This is a genomic window from Pseudomonas sp. R1-6, from assembly GCF_051132115.1.
GTDB lineage: Bacteria > Pseudomonadota > Gammaproteobacteria > Pseudomonadales > Pseudomonadaceae > Aquipseudomonas.
This window is the reverse complement of sequence record NZ_CP071662.1, coordinates 2849059-2863984: the sequence shown is the minus strand read 5'-3', so window position 1 is coordinate 2863984 and position 14926 is coordinate 2849059. Positions and strand designations below refer to the sequence as shown.

Annotated in this window: 14 protein-coding genes; 4 read left to right on the top strand and 10 right to left on the bottom strand. The window is 62.8% G+C overall.

The features are described 5' to 3' along the window. Window positions 1-30: 30 nt before the first annotated feature. The 6 genes from J3P81_RS12990 to J3P81_RS12965 form a co-directional block, all read right to left on the bottom strand. Window positions 31-1278 (bottom strand): FAD-dependent oxidoreductase, encoded by a 1248-nt coding sequence (locus J3P81_RS12990; RefSeq protein WP_434558922.1) that lies wholly within the window; start codon window positions 1276-1278, stop codon window positions 31-33. Then, window positions 1275-1511, bottom strand: a complete 237-nt coding sequence (locus J3P81_RS12985) for a 2Fe-2S iron-sulfur cluster-binding protein (RefSeq protein WP_420763865.1) — start codon at window positions 1509-1511, stop codon at window positions 1275-1277. The genes J3P81_RS12990 and J3P81_RS12985 overlap by 4 nt, the downstream gene beginning before the upstream one ends. Then, window positions 1504-2619: an NAD(P)/FAD-dependent oxidoreductase gene (locus J3P81_RS12980; protein ID WP_434558920.1), complete on the bottom strand. Its 1116-nt coding sequence runs from the start codon at window positions 2617-2619 to the stop codon at window positions 1504-1506. The genes J3P81_RS12985 and J3P81_RS12980 overlap by 8 nt, the downstream gene beginning before the upstream one ends. Continuing rightward, a complete protein-coding gene (locus J3P81_RS12975; protein WP_434558918.1) occupies window positions 2616-3548 on the bottom strand; it encodes a 4-hydroxyproline epimerase in 933 nt (310 codons plus the stop codon). The genes J3P81_RS12980 and J3P81_RS12975 overlap by 4 nt, the downstream gene beginning before the upstream one ends. Window positions 3549-3657: 109 nt before the next feature. Continuing rightward, window positions 3658-4329, bottom strand: a complete 672-nt coding sequence (locus J3P81_RS12970) for a GntR family transcriptional regulator (protein ID WP_434558916.1) — start codon at window positions 4327-4329, stop codon at window positions 3658-3660. Window positions 4330-4420: 91 nt separating this feature from the next. Further along, entirely contained in the window at window positions 4421-5587 is a 1167-nt protein-coding gene (locus J3P81_RS12965) for an MFS transporter (protein WP_420763870.1), read from the bottom strand. A gap of 133 nt (window positions 5588-5720) precedes the next feature. On the opposite strand from J3P81_RS12965, the gene J3P81_RS12960 reads away from it, so the two are divergent. Further along, the gene (locus J3P81_RS12960; protein ID WP_434558914.1) at window positions 5721-7136 is read left to right on the top strand and encodes a PLP-dependent aminotransferase family protein; all 1416 of its coding nucleotides are present in this window, start codon (window positions 5721-5723) and stop codon (window positions 7134-7136) included. A gap of 75 nt (window positions 7137-7211) precedes the next feature. Beyond that, window positions 7212-9353 (top strand): TonB-dependent siderophore receptor, encoded by a 2142-nt coding sequence (locus J3P81_RS12955; RefSeq protein WP_434558912.1) that lies wholly within the window; start codon window positions 7212-7214, stop codon window positions 9351-9353. A gap of 52 nt (window positions 9354-9405) precedes the next feature. On the opposite strand, the gene J3P81_RS12950 is transcribed toward J3P81_RS12955, so the two are convergent. Together J3P81_RS12950 and J3P81_RS12945 are read right to left on the bottom strand one after the other, a co-directional pair. After that, the gene (locus J3P81_RS12950) at window positions 9406-10140 is read right to left on the bottom strand and encodes an SDR family NAD(P)-dependent oxidoreductase (protein ID WP_434558910.1); all 735 of its coding nucleotides are present in this window, start codon (window positions 10138-10140) and stop codon (window positions 9406-9408) included. Window positions 10141-10443: 303 nt separating this feature from the next. Next, window positions 10444-10650, bottom strand: a complete 207-nt coding sequence (locus tag J3P81_RS12945) for a tautomerase family protein (RefSeq protein ID WP_030140737.1) — start codon at window positions 10648-10650, stop codon at window positions 10444-10446. A gap of 127 nt (window positions 10651-10777) precedes the next feature. On the opposite strand from J3P81_RS12945, the gene J3P81_RS12940 reads away from it, so the two are divergent. Then, a complete protein-coding gene (locus J3P81_RS12940) occupies window positions 10778-11701 on the top strand; it encodes a LysR substrate-binding domain-containing protein (protein WP_434558908.1) in 924 nt (307 codons plus the stop codon). 103 nt (window positions 11702-11804) lie between these two features. Here the strand turns inward: J3P81_RS12940 and J3P81_RS12935 are convergent, their stop codons facing one another. After that, window positions 11805-12233, bottom strand: a complete 429-nt coding sequence (locus J3P81_RS12935; protein WP_420763875.1) for a nuclear transport factor 2 family protein — start codon at window positions 12231-12233, stop codon at window positions 11805-11807. A gap of 161 nt (window positions 12234-12394) precedes the next feature. Next, complete coding sequence (locus J3P81_RS12930; protein ID WP_420763876.1) at window positions 12395-13291, bottom strand: LysR substrate-binding domain-containing protein; 897 nt, start codon at window positions 13289-13291, stop codon at window positions 12395-12397. A 96-nt stretch (window positions 13292-13387) separates the two neighbouring features. Between J3P81_RS12930 and J3P81_RS12925 the strand changes: the two genes are divergently transcribed. Next, window positions 13388-14662 (top strand): glucarate dehydratase family protein, encoded by a 1275-nt coding sequence (locus J3P81_RS12925; RefSeq protein WP_434558906.1) that lies wholly within the window; start codon window positions 13388-13390, stop codon window positions 14660-14662. The last annotated feature ends 264 nt before the right edge of the window (window positions 14663-14926 follow it).

Here is a 14926-nt window from a genome sequence, read left to right as displayed (position 1 = left end):
ATGAGGTGCTTGTCACGCCGTACGCGTGGCTCACTCATCTGCCAGATTAAGCAACGTCTCAACCCGTGCCGGACTGAACGGTGGACGAGGAGCCGGCGGCGCCCAGCCAAACAGATGCTCCAGCGCCGCGCCGCAAACCCTACCCTGGCAGGCGCCCATCCCGCAGCGGCTGGCAAGTTTTGCTTCGCGCCAGTCGGCATGGCTGCTCAGTTCTGCATAGGCCACGTCTTCGCAGCGACACACCAAGGTGTCGCCCCGGGCCAGGCCTTTCAAACGAGCATTTAGGGCAAAAGCCTTGTTCAACGCCAGGGCAAAGCCCTGCCATCGCGCCCGGCGAGGCCAGAGGCGTTCGGCTGCCGAGGTGTCGTCGGCGGCGACGTGACCGGCGATGGCGCCTTCCACCAGGGCCAGTTCGCTGCCACCGAAACCGGTGCACTCACCAGCGGCGTAATGATCACGGCGCGTGGTGGCCTGCCAGGCGTCGACCGCCAGGGCTTGTCCAGCCAGCTCGCAGCCCAACGCCTGACCCAGCTGGGTATTGGGAATCAGGCCGAATCCGCAGGCCAACCGGTCGCACGCCAGTTCCACAGTCTTGCCCCGCTGTTGCAGGCGCACGCCTTCGAGCTTGTCCCGTCCCAGGGCTTCCAGCACATGCGTGCCGACGCGGTAGTGGGAATCGAACAGGCTGAACGCCTGCGTCAACTTGCCCGGCCAGCGCGGCAATTGCATGGCGAAACCTGTAACGGCGGCACCGCTGGCTTGTTCGGCGATGCGCAATATTTGCGCCCCGTGATGCCTGGCCGTCGCCGCGCTGGCCAACAACAACGGGCCGCTGCCGGCAATCACCAGGCGTTCGCCGCGCACCGGCAGGCCGCCCTTGATCAGTGCCTGCAAGCCACCGGCACCGGTGACGCCGGGCAGTGTCCAGCCAGGGAAGGGCAGCAGCAGTTCCCGCGCGCCCGTGCAAAGAATCAGCCGCTCGTAGCGGATCAGCCATCCCTGCTCGGCGTTTTCCACCAACAGCGTCTTCTCGCCCGCGCAGGCAATGACCCGGGTGCCGGCGTGGCAGTACACATTAGTGCAGGCGTTCAGACGATCACGCATCCGACACGCCTGGGCAGGCAGGCTGGCCTGGGGACCGTCGCGCCAGATCTGTCCGCCAGGGCTCGGGTTGTCGTCCAGCAGCACGATGCGCGCCCCGCTGCGTGCCGCGGCCAGCGCAGCGGCCATGCCGGCGGGGCCGGCGCCGATGATGAGGATGTCGGCGAGTTCGGTCATGGTCGGGTGTCCACGCGCATGCCGTCGCGGCACAGCGTCTGGCACGCCAGGCGCCGGCGGCCGTCGATCATCACCCGGCATTCCTGGCAGATGCCCATGCCACACAAGGGGGCCCGGCGTTGGCCGCTGACCGAAGTGCGACTGCAACCGTCAGCACCCAACGCCAATGCCGCCGCGACGCTGGTGCCATCGGCCACCGAGAGCGGGCGGCCATCGAGGAATAACTCAGGCATGGACCGCTTCTCCCAGGAAACGTTGCGGCAGGTAAGGTTGCGCGGCCAGCGGCGCGGTTTCGTTGAATAGCTGGGCGACCAGCAAGTCGGCCGTCGCCGGCGCGGTCGTAACGCCGAGCCCTTCATGACCCACCGCCAGCCATAGGTCCTTGCGCTGCGGATGTTGGCCCACCAGTGGCAAGCCGTCGGGGGTCGCCGCGCGAAAGCCCGTCCAGGCGCGGATACCGTTGAGGTGCGCCAGGCCAGGCATGTAGTCCACGGCACGCTTGAGCATTTTCGCCAGCATCCAGCCTTCCACCTCTGGATCGACATTGCCGAACTGCCGCGAAGCGCCGATGAACAGTTGTCCCGTCGGGCGCGGTTGGATGTTGCACGCCACCGACGGTCCGCTGGCGTTGTGAGCGCTGGTGACGTAACCCAGCTCAACCAAGGTGTGGCTGACAGTGGCGGGGTAGCGGTCGGTGATCAACAGGTGCCCCTTCTTGGGTTCGATCGGCAGCTCCGGGCACAGGTCGGTGGCCTGGATGCCGTTGGCGAGGACGACTGCGCCGGCGCTGAGCCAACCGCCCCCTGCGAGGCGCACGAGGTGACCGTCCACTTCGCTGACTTGCGCCCGCTGATGGCGAATGTTGGCGTGATCGAGCATCCAGCGGGCGGCCGCGGGTGCGTAGAGAATGCCGTCGCCCTTGATCAGCAGCCCACCTTCCAGGCCGGGCCGCAGTTCCGGTTCGCGCTGGAGCAGTGCGGCTCGGCCGATCAGTTCACAGGCTTCGTCATGGGCCATCAGGTTCATGTATTTGCTGTGGGCCACGGCCATCTCTTCGACGTTGGCCGCCAGCCACAACGTGCCGTTGTTGCGCCAGGCGCAGCGTTCTGGAAGATCGGGAGCCATCTTGCGCCAGCGTCGCAGAGAGTATTGGCTCAAGGCCAGCTCCGCCGGGTTGTCATCGAGTACCAGCAAGTGGCCCATGCCGGCCGCCGTGGCGCCGTGCCAACCGGCGTCCAGCACCAGCACCTTCAAACCACGCTGGGCCAAGGCTTGCGCGCAGGCGGCGCCGATGATGCCGGCGCCGACGATGATCACGTCTGCGACATGGCCTTGGCTCACGGACGAATGCCCCAAGCGAACGGATCGTCCGGCTCGAGGAGCAAGGTGCTTTCAGCACTGATATAGGCCCGGCCGCGAATGGTCGGCACGATGCGCTCGCCTGAACGTTCATACGACCCTTCGAATTCACTGCCGATGACGCTGGCCTGGCGCCAGATCTGCCCGGGTTGCAGTTTGCCGTCGGCCGCCAGGCACGCCAGTTTGGCGCTGGTGCCGGTGCCGCAGGGAGAGCGGTCATAGGCTTTGCCGGGGCACAGCACGAAATTGCGGCTGTCGGCCTGGGGATCGTCGGCGAACAGCTCGATATGATCGATCAGCCCGCCGTCCTCGCCGCGAAACCCCTGTTGCTCCAGGGCTTGTTGCACGGCGAAGGTGTAGGCGGTCAGCGCGTCCAGGTTGTCGCCCGCCACGCGTTGCCCGTGGTCGGCGATCAGGAAAAACCAATTCCCGCCCCACGCCACATCGCCAGACACCGGCCCGATGCCCGGCACCTCCAGGCGCAGCCCTTGGCGGTAACGGTAGGCCGGCACGTTGCGCACGCTGACCGAGCGATCCTCGTGCAACGTCGCCTGCACCGTGCCCACCGGTGTCTCGATGCTGTGCACGCCCGGGCCGATCCGGCCCAGATGAGCCAATGACGCCACCAGGCCGATGGTGCCGTGGCCGCACATGCCCAGGTAGCCGCTGTTATTGAAAAAGATCACCCCGGCACAGGCGTTCGGGTCCACCGGTTCGCACAGCAACGCGCCCACCAGCACATCGCTGCCGCGCGGTTCCAGGACGCACGCGGTGCGCCAGGCGTCGTGCTGCTCGGCCAGGCGCTGCCTGCGTTCGGCCATGCTGCCCTGGCCCAGGTCGGGGAAGCCATCGGTCACCAGTCGGGTCGGTTCGCCGCCGGTGTGGGAGTCGATCACGGTGATGCGTTTCATGGCGCCACGTCCGTTCAGATGAGTGGACACAAGCGTGGCGCGCGCCGGGGGGTGGCGGCTTGATGGTTTTATCTCGCGACGGTGACGAAATCAGCACAACGCGAAGGTATCACCGGCTCGAGGGCAAGAACTCGAACAGCGTCCTGCAGACCCCGGCGATATGTTGGTCCAGCAGTTTCACCGCGCGCTCCACGTCACCGGCGCGGCAGGCGTCGAGGATTTCGCGGTGCTCATGGTCGGCGCGATCCTTACCGGCCGACAGGCTCATCTGCATGCGCAGGTAACGTTCGAGTTTGTCGTGGACCGAGCGGATCAGGCTCACCATGAAGGGCCGTTGCGCCGGTTCATAGAGGCAGGCGTGCAACTGCCAGTTCAGCTCGGCCCAGCGGCCGACGTCGTCCTCGCCGATGAACTCCCGGCAGATGCTTTCGGCACGGGCGAAGGTCGCGTCGGTCATGTTGGGAATCGCCAGGCGCAGCACCTTGTCCTCCAGCAACATCCGCACCTCGAACATCTGCGCCAGTTCCGCCTCGGAGATCCGCGTAACCATCGCCCCGCGATTGCGCTGGAACATCACCAGGCCCTCGGCCTCCAGGCGCTTGAGCGCTTCGCGCACGGGGATCTTGCTGACGTTGAATTGCCGGGCGATGTCGTCCTGGCGAATCGGCTCGTCCTCGGCGAAAAGCCCGGCCACGATAGCGTCGCGCAAGTGGCGGGTAATGATTTCCGAGGTGGACGGGGTGTTGCCCAGGTCGGGCAGGTTGAATTTGGATAAAGTCACGGCGAGGGTCGTTTGGCTGAGGTGGGGATATGGTATACGACCTGCCTGCCGTGATGTCGAGCGACGTTGGCCATTGTGGCGAGGGGGTTGTTCAGCCGTGGGAGGGTTGGGTGATGAAAGCCTGCGTCCGGACGATGCGCAACCCGGTGATCGTTGCGCCTGCCAGCAACGCCAGGCCAAACACCGTCAACGCGACATCAGCGCCGAAATGGTCAGCCATCCAACCCGTCACCACGACCGGAATGCTGAACCCGACATAGGCGAAGAGGAAGAAACCGGCGCTGACTCGGGCTTTTTGCGTACCGGCCATGGCCGTGATCGCCGACAGTCCGCCGAGGTAAAGAAAGCCATAGCACGCACTGCTGGCCCCCAGTGCGCCGAGCAGCACGGCGGCCAGCGAACCCTGGCTCGCGCCCCAGGCGAGCAGCGCATAGCTCAAAGGCAAGACGAGCAGCCCCAATCCCGTGGCCCTGGCCGGCTGCATGCGTTTCACCCAAGGCTGGAAGATCAGCCCGCAACTGATCACGGTGAAGGTCGACAGGCCGGACCATCGCTGCAAGTCATGGGCCGCGAGCACCGAAGGCAGGATGGCGATCACCAGCCCGGAAGTGGCCCAGGCCAGCAGCATGGAGAAGCTGTAGGGCAGGCTGCCAGCAGGGAACAACGGCAGGCGCAACAGCGGCGCGTGCCTGATTTTCGGGGCTGGGTCCGGCAGTCGCGCGACCACGACGATCGCCAGGGCGGCCAACGCCAACTGCACCCAGAAACTGCCTGGCGTAACGCTGTGATGGACGAACAGGAAAAGGCTGGTCAACGCCGCGCCCAATCCAAAACCCAGGGAGGTGCTGGCGGTGACCCGGTTGGCCGGCGACCGGGCATCGCCGGTCGGCATCAATTCCACCATATAGGCCGTGGAAGTCGCCGAGGCCAACCCGGTGCCGACGCCCATCATCAGGCGCGCCACGCCCAGCGCCGTCAGGTTGGGCCAGATCGAGGTGATGACCGTTGCCAGCATCGACAGGCCAAGCGCCACCAGGATCAACGGTTTGCGGCCCATCCGGTCGGCCAGTCCGCCGAACGCCAGCAGCACGGGCAACACGCCGAGCACATAACCGGAAAACGCCACCGCCGTGGCGCCTGCGCCATAACCCGAAAGCTGCGCATAGGTGGTGTACAGCGGCGCCTGCAGGTTGACCGCCAGGGTGATCAGGCACAGACCAAAGGCCAGGCCCCATGAATGTCGTTGCTGTGCGTCCAAGAGAGATCCTGCAAAAGTGTGAGCCTGGGCGGACTATCACCGCCGGACAGCAGGCAAACAAGGAACAGACGGGGGGCTTTTATGTTTAACTGTTTGCTCGAAATTCAAGAACACTTAGCCGAGACGCCGCGCCATGGACCTGAACATCGATCGCAACGCCAGGGGAAGCGTGATCCGGCAACTGGTTGCCAGCCTAACCGCGTGGATCGATACCCATGGCATCCGCCCCGGTGCGCGAATGCCTTCGATCCGCCAGTTGGCGACGGAAAACGGCTTGAGCCTGTCGAGCGTGATCAAGGCATATGACCAACTGGTCGCCAGCGGCGTATTGGAATCGCGGCATGGTTCGGGTTTTTTCGTGGCCCAGCAGTTACCCCAGGCGCTGGCGGCGCAGATCGAGGATGAGGCGATATCCTGGCCGCTGTTCGACAACGAATCGACCCAGCTCAAGCTGGGTTGCGGCTGGCTGCCGGACGCGTGGCGCGATGACACCGACCTGGGCCAGGCGATCCGGCAGGTGGTGCGCAGTGACAATAAGGCGCTGTTCAATTACAGCACGCCGTTGGGCTCGGCTGATCTGCGCCTGCAAATCCAGAAGCGCCTGGGCCTGATCGACATTCACGTCGATCCTCGCCAGATCATCACTACCCAAGGCGCCAGCCATGGCTTGGACCTGTTGGTGCGCACGCTGCTCAAGCCCGGTGACCTGGTGTTGGTGGAGAGCCCTGGCTATTACAACCTGTTCAACCTGCTGAAGCTGCATGGAGTCAGGACCCTGGCGGTGCCGAGAACCGCCCATGGTCCGGATATCGCCCGGCTGGAGCAGTTGCTCGAAGCGCACAAGCCCACGTATTTCTTCATCAACAGCATGTACCAGAACCCCACCGGCACCAGCCTGGCGCCGAGCGTGGCCTATCGCCTGTTGCAACTGGCGACGCTGCACGACTTTCGCCTCATCGAGGATGATATCTACGCCGATTTCCAGAACGGCCCGACGTCGCGCCTGGCCTCCCTCGATGCCCTGGACCGGGTGATCTACCTGGCGAGTTTTTCCAAGACCTTGTCCAGCTCGTTGCGCATCGGTTACGTCGTCGCCCAGCCTGAAACCATCCAGCGCCTGGCGCAGGTCAAGATGGTGACCGGTATTGGTTGTTCATTGCTGACGGAAAACGTCGTGGCGACGCTGTTGGCGAACGGGGCGTATCGCAAGCTGATCCAGCGCCTTCGCGGGCGCCTGAACAAGCAGATGGCGAGCACGTTGCGTCAGCTTGACCCGACGCACTGGGAAGTGTTTGCCGAGCCCAGTGGCGGGCTGTTCGTGTGGGCGCGGCCTCGTCTTGTGCCGGCCGAGCGGGTGCGACAGATAGCCAAGCAGCTGCAGGTCCAGTTGTCCCAAGGGTCGTCGTTCCTGCCAGAGGGGGGTGCCTGCGACTGGTTGCGGCTGAACGTTGCGTTCACCCAGGATGCCCGGGCCCAGTCGTTTCTCAGGCAAATTCGACAAGTTTCCACAGCTGGAACGGGGGTACTAATGGGAATAGATGTCAAATAGGAATGAGTTGCTGTATCTTTCGCGACACATTCTTGTCGCCCTTGAGGCGGCGTCTTTCATTAGGATTGTGTGTCGATGCGTCGGATACTCGTTTCACTGTGTGTGCTCCAAGCTTATTCCATCTCCTCCTGGGCAGAAGAGCCCGTTTCCACGGACAAGGCGCCGCTGGAGTTGCAAGCCACCGACATTGTCGGCACCTCGGACTTCGAGACTGCACAAGGCCCGGTAAAGGGCTACCACGCCACCCGTTCCGCCAGCGCCACGCGTACCGACACCGCTATCCACGAAACCCCGCAGTCTATTTCTGTCGTGTCCCGCGATGTGGTCGAAGACCTCAGCGCCACGCGCCTGCAAGATGCCCTCGATTACGCTGGCGGCGTCGGCAGGGGGAACAATTTCGGCGGCCAGGGCCTGACCACGTTTACCGTGCGTGGTTTTACCACGGGCGAGTTCTACCGCAACGGCTTCCCGATCAATCGGGGTTACCCGAACATGCCGGATGCCAACACCATCGAGCGTCTGGAAGTGCTGCGTGGGCCGGCGTCCATGCTGTATGGGCGTGGCGATCCCGGCGGCACCTTCAACGTAGTGTCCAAGCAACCATTGGCCGAGCGCACGGTGACCCTGGGCAGTCAGATCAGCGATCAGGGAATGCGTCGCGGCACCTTGGATGCGTCCGGCCCGTTGGATGACGAAGGCCGCCTGGCTTATCGCTTGAATGTGGTGGGCGAGGGCGGCGATACGTTCCGCGATCATGTCGAGACCGAACGTTATGGCATCGCCCCTGTGGTCACTTGGCAGGTCAACGACACCACGCGCCTGACCTTCGAAGGCGACTTCATGCGCAACAATGCGCCGCTGGACCGTGGCCTGACGCACTACGCAGGCCAGCGTGGCACCGCGTCCCGCGATACTTTCTTCGGCGAAAAAGACGTCGGCAAGTTGCACAACGACAACAACATGCTGCAGGTGCGTTTCGAGCACATGCTCAACGACGACTGGATCCTGGCCGGTGGCACCCAGTGGCTCGACGGCACGTTGCAGGGCAACGCTGTCGAAGGCAACGGCATCGCCGCCGATGGGCGCACCCTGGGGCGCAACTTCAACTACCGCAAGCTGGAATGGACCGACCGCGATACCCAGCTCAACCTCACCGGGCACTTCTCCACGGGAGGGTTTGAACATACGCTGCTGACGGGTGTTGAATACGAAGACTACAGCTACGAATCCATCATCCAGCGTTCCGCCGGTGGTTCTGGCGCGTACCCGATCGACATCTTCGATCCGGTCTATGGCCAGCCGCGCCCGGCCTTGACCCGCACCCCAACCGACGACCAGGAAAATCTCAAGACCTTCGGCGTGTTTGTCCAGGACCAGGTGGCGCTGACCGAGCGGCTGAAGGTGCTGGCGGGGGCGCGTTTCGAGCGGTTTGAGCATGAGTATGAAAGCTTTGTGCCCCAAGCACGCCCCGGCAGCCGCAACTGGGAGGTTACCGACAATGCAGTCACCCCACGCCTAGGCGTGATCTATGACCTGACCGACACGGTGGCGGTCTATGCCAACACCGCGCGCTCGTTCAAACCCAACAACGGCGCGAGCCGCGAGGGTGGCGGGTTCAAGCCGGAAGAGGGTAAGTCCTATGAAATGGGCGTTAAGTGGGAAGCGCTGGATCGCCAGTTGAGCGTCGATGCGGCGGTCTATCAGATCGAAAAACGCAACGTGCAGACGCCCGATCCGCTGGATTCGACCTTCAACGTCGCCGCTGGCGAAGTGCGCAGCCGTGGTTTCGACTTGAACGTGGCGGGCAACCTGACACCGGAGTGGCGCGTCATCGGCGGCTACGCCTATGTGGACGCCGAAGTGACCAAGGACGAGAACATCCCCACCGGTACTCGCCTGCTCAACGTACCGAAAAACACCGTCAGCCTGTTGAACGTCTATGAATTCCAGGACGGTGGCTTGAAGGGGTTAGGCCTGGGCCTGGGCGCCAGGTATGTGGATGAGCGGGCCGGCAACACCGCCGCCACCACCTTCACCATGGACGACTACACGGTGGTCGACCTGCTCGGCTACTACAAGGTCAACGAGCGCATTCGCCTCAACCTGGACCTGAAGAACCTGTTCGACGCCGATTACGAAGAGGGCGCGTTTGGTGGCGTCTACGCCTATCCGGGCGCACCGCGGACGGTGCAGGCGGGCATCTCTTACACGCTGTAGGTTCGAGCTAAAGAAAAACCCCGAAGGTTTCTGCCTTCGGGGTTTTTGTTTTTCACCATTTGCCGGTGCTCATGCCGCCGTCCACCGGCAGGACCGCGCCAGTCGTGAAGTCGGCACCCGCCAGGTACAACACGGCTTCGGCGATCTCTTCGATGGTGCCCACCCGACCGGCCGGCGCCAGGTTGTTGAGGAAGTCGCGGTGCGCCGGGTCATGCATCGGCGTGTCGATGATACCGGGCGCCACGGCGTTGACCTTGATGTTGAAAGGCGACAACTCCAGGGCCAGGGCGCGGGTCATCTGGTTGACGCCGCCCTTGATCAACACTGGCAGTGCCGCCGGCACCTGGATGTTCGGTTGCAAGGCCACCGAGGCGGAAATGTTGATGATGAAACCCTGCTGGCGATCGATCATGTGCGCGGCTGCGGCCTGGCTGGCGTAGACGAGCCCTTTGAGATTGGTGTCCAGCAGCGATTCCAGGTCCTGCGGGCTGTATTCGACAAAGGGTTTGGGCAGGAAAAAACCGGCGTTGTTGACCAGCCCATCAACCGCGCCAAACGCCGCGATGGCTTTGCCGACAAGGGCGGTAGAGGTCGCCGGATCGGCAATGTCTCCGGCCACGCCGATGAAGCTCGCTGGATGGCCCAACTGGCCGGCCGCATCGTCCAGGCCCGACTGGGAACGGGCATTGCCCACTACGTTATAGCCGCGAGCCAGGAACGCCTTGACCAAGCCAAGGCCAATGCCGCTGGACGCGCCGGTGATGATGACGGTTTTCTGATTGCTCATGATGTTGACTCCTGATCACGTTGAGTAGGAACCGCTGCGCCTGTCTGGGCGTTGGTTGTGTTCAGGGTATTGATGCGCTTGGGTTTGATAAATGGGGGTTCTGGTACTTGAGTTGATACTTGGTGTAATCAATCGTTGGAACCTGCGTCATTACCTGTGGGAGCGAGCCTGCTCGCGAATTCGATAGAGCAGTCAATGCAGGTGTGCCTGTTACACCGCCTTCGCGAGCAGGCTCGCTCCCACAGGGTTATCAAGGGCAGAAAAAAGCCCGGTCATTCGGACCGGGCTCGGTAGGGCGAAGCCTTACTCCTTGGGTTTACTTCGATACTCCGTCGTCGTCATGCCGGCATAACCCCAGTTATCGGTGTCGACTTCCTCGATCACGATATGGGTCAGGTGCGGGTCCTTGCCCAACACACGCTGCAGGGTTTCGGTGATTTCGCTAATCACCTGGGCTTTCTGTTCGCGGGTAACGCCGTCGCGGGTGATACGTACATTGACGAAAGGCATGCTGCACTCCAGTTGACGAGAATAGGCGCGGGAAGATCCAGCGCAATCGAGGGACCACTGTATTTATACGCCACGGCCTGATAAACAGGCATCGGGAATCTTCAGTTGATACGCGGTGTAATGAATCATGAAGCGGCACTTCGAAGACTTGCAGTTGGGCAGCATTGAGCTTTTCTGTCTGGCGGCGGAGGCGGGCAGTTTCACGGCGGCGGCGCAGGTGGCGGGCGTGACACCAGCGGCGGTGAGCCGCTCGATTTTTCGGTTGGAAGAGCGTCTGGGTTCGCGCCTGTTTGTGCGCACCACCCGCAGCATCCGCCTGACTGACGCCGGCAGGACTTTTTTCGAGCAATGCCGTCAGGCATTGACGCAATTGGTCGAGGCGCAACAGGAAGTCATGGGGGCGCAATCCGTGCCATCCGGGCAACTGCGCATCAGCGTGCCGACGACTTACGGCCATCACCGCATCCTGCCACTGCTGCCGGCGTTTCGCGCGCAATACCCGCAAGTCACCGTTGATGTCCACTTGAGCAACCGCAACATCGATTTTGTCGCCGAAGGTTATGACCTCGCCATCCGTGTTCGGGCCCAGCCGGACTCCTCGATGATCGCCCGGTTGCTGGAAGACGCGAAACTGGCGGTGGTCGCGTCCCCGGATTACTTGCGCAGGGTAGGCACGCCGCAAACGCTGGAAGACCTGCAATTGCACGAGTGCATCCAATTCGAGCTGCCCAGCAGTGGTCGTCGTATCTCTTGGTTGTTCAACGTCGAGGGCAAGGAGAAGGAAGTGTTCGGGCAGGGTGGGTATTGCTGTTCCGACGACGTGTTGGGCGGGGTAACGCTGGCCAAGCATGGCGCCGGGCTGTTCCAGACCTATCGATTCATCGTTGAAACAGAGTTGGCGGACGGGCAATTGGTGGAAGTGCTGACACCGTTCGCGGGGCGTTCGCGCCCGTTCACGTTGCTGTATCCCCATGGCCGGTACGTGCCGCAGCGGGTGCGGGCGTTTGTGGATTTTCTGTTGCAGTACCGGGAGCAGTGGGCCGCGACTTGAGGTGATTGTGATCTGTGGCGAGGGGATAAATCCCCTCGCCACAATGGATCACCGTAAGCTCAAATGATGCGTTTGCCGCAGAGATTCCCGGCCCAGCCTTTTATCAGAACCGGAATGCCTGACGACCAATCAGCAGCCATTTGCCGTTCTGTTTTTGCCAAATCTGGAAGTTTTCGATTTCGGTCGGGACCACTTCGGTGCCCTTGAGCGCCTGGGCGGAGAAGTGGTTGCGTACCAGGGCCACGTCGCCAGAAAGGGTGATCTTCTGATTTTTCATTTCCAGGGTCTTGAATGCGCTCTTGCCGGTTTCGATGTCGGCGATGAAGGCTTTTTTGTCCTGGATATTGCCGCTGGAGTGGCCGTAGGTCAGGTTCTCGGCGGCAAGGGCCTGGAGTTGGGGGATGTCTTTGTGAAGCATGGCCTGGGTCAGGTGGTCTACAGCTTCGGCCACCTCTTTTTCGGCCGGTGCGGCGGCTGCGACGTAGCCGCTGAAGAGGCAAACGAAACCGATCAGCAATGATGCTTTTTTCATGGGTTTTTTCCTTGTTTTTGTAAGTATCGGGAATTCGAGCGTCTAGGGCTCGTCGGTCATCGTACAACTTGTCAGGGTAGACTGGAATAGGGCACGGTCAACGTGTCGAGGGGAGCAAGCGTCCTCGCCACAAGGGCAAACGGTATTGATCCGCGGTTTGCCTACAGTCCCTCGCGAACCGCCCCCCGAATCCCCTCCAGCAACATCGTAAACGCCGGATTGTCATTATCTTCCCGCCACACCAGATGCAGTTCACTCTGCACCCCTTCACCCAGATCGATCTCGCGAAACACCACTTGCCTGAACGCCACGCTGGTCGCGCAACGCGGCACCAGTGCCAGGCCCATGCCGGCGTTGACCAGCGCCAGGATGGTCAGCGAAGACCCCAGCCATTGCACGAACTGCGGGGCGACACGGGCCGAGCGCAGCATGCCGGTGAGCAGTTCGTTGAAGGGCGGGTAGGCGGAGTGGGCGTACATCAGGAACGGCTGTCCATCCAGGTCCTGCACGCTGACAGACTCGGCGTTGGCCAGCGGGTGGCCCGCAGGCACGGCCAGGACAAACGGCTCGCGCACCAGGCACTCAGTGGCGTAGCCGGTTTCCAGCAGCGGCGAGCGGACGATGCCCAGGTCGATGCGCCGGGCGCGCAGGGCTTCGTGTTGTTGGTAGGTGTTCATCTCCGACAGGACGATCTTCACCTGCGGTTGCTTGAGCCGCGCTTCGGCGATCACCTTTGGCAGGAATTCATACACCGCGCTGCCGACGAAGCTGATGGTGACCGAACCGATATGGCCCTGGGCAAAGCGCTTGGCGGCCACTGCGGCCTGCTGCGCCTGTTGCAACAGGTTCTGCGCCTCGATGAAGAACGCCCGGCCGGCGGCGGTGAGGGCGACGCTGCGGGTGCTGCGGGTGAACAGTTCGACGCCCAGGTGATGCTCCAGCAATTGGATCTGCCGGCTCAAGGGTGGTTGGGTCATGTTCAGGCGTTCGGCGGCGCGACGGAAGTTGAGTTCGGTCGCCACGGTGGTGAAGCAGCGCAGTTGGGCCAGCTCAAACATTGATTCAATCCTGGTATCAATCAAGTGCTAGGTTAGATTAGACGGGAACAATCAGCGGCGTCCATCATCGACGCGCACACCTTCCGGAGCCGCTGCATGAAAATCAAACGCGTCACCGTCACCCCCATCGCTTTCCGCGACCCACCGCTGCTTAACGCCAGCGGCATCCATGAGCCCTTTGCGCTGCGCTCGATCATCGAGATCGAAAGCGATAACGGCTACATCGGCCTCGGCGAGAGCTACGGCGATGCGCCGGCCCTGGCGATCCAGCAACAGGTCCAGGACCAACTGGTCGGCATGGACCCGTTCAACCTCAACCAGTTGCGGGCCATCGTCCAGGCCACCGTGGCGGCCCACAAGCCGGCCAGCGTTGCCGGGGCGGAACTGGCGCCGGGCTCCCATGCGAGCAAAGCGGTGAGCAATGCCTATTCGGCCTTCGAGGTGGCTTGCCTGGACTTGCAGGCGCATTACCTGAACGTGCCGCTGGTGGACCTGTTGGGCGGTGCGATTCGCGATGAAGTGCCGTTCAGCGCATACCTGTTTTTCAAATATGCCGAGCACATCGACTCGCCATATCCTGCGGACAACTGGGGCGAAGCGCTGAACGAGCAGCAGATCGTCGCCCAGGCACGGCGGATGATCGAGGAATACGGGTTCAAAAGCATCAAGCTCAAGGCCGGCGCCCTGGAGCCGGAGCATGAAGTGGCCTGCATCAAGGCGTTGAAAAAAGCGTTTCCCGGCTTTCCGCTGCGCATCGATCCCAACGGCAACTGGTCGCTGGAAACCTCGATCCGCATGGCTGAGCTGCTAGGGGACGACCTTCAGTATTACGAAGACCCGACGCCTGGCCTGGAGGGCATGGCCGAGCTGCACAAGCGCACTGGCCTGCCGCTGGCGACCAACATGGTGGTCACCGATTTTGACGAGTTCCGCCGAAGCGTGGCCCAGGACAGCGTGCAGATCGTCCTGGCCGACCACCATTATTGGGGCGGGCTGCGGGACACCCAGGTACTGGCGAAAATGTGCGACACCTTTGGCCTGGGGGTTTCCATGCATTCCAATTCGCACTTGGGCATCAGCCTCATGGCCATGGCCCACGTGGCGGCTTCGGTGCCGAACCTGGATTACGCCTGCGACACGCATTACCCATGGCAGGAACCGGATGAAGAAGTGATCAAGGGTGGTAAGCTTCCGTTTGTCGACGGCTGCGTGAAGATCACCCGGGCGCCGGGCCTGGGGTTGGAGCTGGACCGCGATCAACTGGGCAAGCTGCACGAGCAGTTCCTGAGCTGCGGCATTCGCCAGCGCGATGACGTGCGGCAGATGCGCCGTTATCGGCCGGATTGGAAGACCGTCAAGCCGAGGTTCTGAGCTGAAGGCGAGGGGGCCTGCTGCGCAAGCCAGCGGGAGCAAGCTCCCTCGCCACGGGATCACCTTGTATTAGGGAACGAAGTCGTACTCGGCTTTGTGGCGAGGGAGCTTGCTCCCGCTGGGCTGCGCAGCAGCCCCAAACCAGACGACTCGGTACCACTGCACAACGAGTTGATCCTACCCACCCACCGGCCCACACCCAAAGTACCGCGCCCGGCGGCATCCGGGTCTTACACACAAACTGCCGCGCCGGGCCTGCGCTGC

Coding starts and splice junctions, on each gene's coding strand:
- J3P81_RS12950 (WP_434558910.1), bottom strand. CDS start 10,140: ATGAGCAATCAGAAAACCGTCATCATCACCGGCGCGTCCAGCGGCATT.
- J3P81_RS12935 (WP_420763875.1), bottom strand. CDS start 12,233: ATGAAAAAAGCATCATTGCTGATCGGTTTCGTTTGCCTCTTCAGCGGC.
- J3P81_RS12945 (WP_030140737.1), bottom strand. CDS start 10,650: ATGCCTTTCGTCAATGTACGTATCACCCGCGACGGCGTTACCCGCGAA.
- J3P81_RS12955 (WP_434558912.1), top strand. CDS start 7,212: ATGCGTCGGATACTCGTTTCACTGTGTGTGCTCCAAGCTTATTCCATC.
- J3P81_RS12990 (WP_434558922.1), bottom strand. CDS start 1,278: ATGACCGAACTCGCCGACATCCTCATCATCGGCGCCGGCCCCGCCGGC.
- J3P81_RS12960 (WP_434558914.1), top strand. CDS start 5,721: ATGGACCTGAACATCGATCGCAACGCCAGGGGAAGCGTGATCCGGCAA.
- J3P81_RS12940 (WP_434558908.1), top strand. CDS start 10,778: ATGAAGCGGCACTTCGAAGACTTGCAGTTGGGCAGCATTGAGCTTTTC.
- J3P81_RS12925 (WP_434558906.1), top strand. CDS start 13,388: ATGAAAATCAAACGCGTCACCGTCACCCCCATCGCTTTCCGCGACCCA.
- J3P81_RS12930 (WP_420763876.1), bottom strand. CDS start 13,291: ATGTTTGAGCTGGCCCAACTGCGCTGCTTCACCACCGTGGCGACCGAA.
- J3P81_RS12985 (WP_420763865.1), bottom strand. CDS start 1,511: ATGCCTGAGTTATTCCTCGATGGCCGCCCGCTCTCGGTGGCCGATGGC.
- J3P81_RS12975 (WP_434558918.1), bottom strand. CDS start 3,548: ATGAAACGCATCACCGTGATCGACTCCCACACCGGCGGCGAACCGACC.